This is a genomic window from Gilvimarinus gilvus (assembly GCF_030518155.1).
GTDB lineage: Bacteria > Pseudomonadota > Gammaproteobacteria > Pseudomonadales > Cellvibrionaceae > Gilvimarinus > Gilvimarinus gilvus.
Genome location: NZ_JAULRU010000741.1, coordinates 1 through 1,586, shown reverse-complemented (window position 1 = coordinate 1,586; position 1,586 = coordinate 1). Strand labels below are relative to the sequence as shown.

The following is a 1,586-nucleotide window of genomic DNA, read 5'->3' as shown; positions in this document are numbered from 1 at the left end:
TCAAGTCTTCACCAGTAATCCATACAGGGAAGCTGATGATGGTGCTGACGCTCGGCTGTATAAGACCGGAGATTTGGTTCGTTGGACGGATCAAGGGGAGCTCGAATATTTGGGTCGGCTAGATCACCAAGTCAAAATACGAGGATTCAGAATTGAGCTAGGGGAGATTGAAACTGCGCTCATGGAGGTGCCGAGCATTGATAATGCTGTTGTGACATCTGTAGGTGATGAACAACATAAGCAGTTGGTCGCTTATGTTGTCCTTGGTGAACAGTATAGAAATAATTTGGATGTATCAGAATCTAAAAGTAGTACGCGAGCCGATATTCTATCGGGCGTAAAAGAAAGTTTATTAAGTCGATTACCTGACTATATGGTTCCTTCTCAATACATGATATTGAGTGAGCTGCCATTATCTTCTAATGGGAAGATTGACAGAAAGTCGCTTCCGAGCATTGATGTTGATGTAATGAAGGGGGAGTATAGGGCGCCTTCTAATGAGGTCGAGAAGATGCTATGTACCATTTGGGAAGAGGTTTTGGGTGTTGATAAAGTTGGGGTGAACGACAACTTTTTTGCTATTGGTGGCGATTCTCTTCTGGCGGTAAAGTTACTAAATAGAGTTAATGTTGAATTCAGTATGTCATTAACACTAAATCAATTGATACGCTGCGAAAAATTAGAGCACATGAGCGCAATTATAGAGTCAGCAAGTGGACAGTTCTCTGACATCGATCAGGAAGAGATGGAGGAGATGGAATGGTAGATATAATAGAAGATGTCATATTGACGTTACGAAAAAATGGGGTCTATTTGAATTATCAAAATGGGACCTTGAAAACTAAAAGTGCAAAAGGGGCCATGACCGAAGAGGTTATCGCCATTATTAAAAATAATAGAGATAACTTGATCAGGTATTTTGAGAGTGTGTCTCTCTCGACAAAATTAGTCAGAAAGCAGCGCAATCTTGATGCACCGTTGTCATACTCTCAATACCGCCTTTGGGTGCTGGATCAGGTCGGAGGAGGTAGTCCGCAATACAATATGTCCAGCGCGATGTGGCTTCGTGGTGATCTGAATATTACTGCCTTTAAGAAAGCATTATTTAACATTATTCAGAGGCATGAAGTTCTGCGCACCCGTTTTTCAATGGGGTCAGAAAATGACGTCGTCCAGTTAGTCGAAAAGGTGGAAAATATTCGAGAGGATGATTATCTAACGATAACCTCTATAGATGGTGGTGAAGAGAATATTGCGCAATTTTTTGCGAAAGAATCAGTGAGATCGTTTGATTTGTCGCAAGACCTAATGATACGCGTGCACTTGGCGAGTGTTAATAGTGCTGAGCATATTGTGGTTTTCACCATGCATCATATAGCCTCGGATGGTTGGTCGCTTAAGATTCTGGTTGACGAGTTTAGTAATTTGTATTCAGCTTACGTTATGGGGGAAGAGTCGTCGTTAGTCCCCCTTAACATACAGTACTCTGACTATTCGTTTTGGCAGCGAGAGAATCTTCAGGGAGATGCTATTAATGAGCAGTTGAGATACTGGGAAAAAAAGCTTGCTGGACTTCCTGTGGTTCA

Annotated in this window: 2 protein-coding genes; both read left to right on the top strand. The window is 41.9% G+C overall.

All coding sequences use genetic code 11. The features are described 5' to 3' along the window. Nucleotides 1-766 (top strand): phosphopantetheine-binding protein (locus QWI17_RS19190; protein WP_302724145.1); only part of this gene is annotated, 766 nt, incomplete at its 5' end. Continuing rightward, the coding region (locus QWI17_RS19185; RefSeq protein WP_302724144.1) for a condensation domain-containing protein at nt 760-1,586 on the top strand (827 nt) is incomplete at its 3' end. The genes QWI17_RS19190 and QWI17_RS19185, both read left to right, overlap by 7 nt.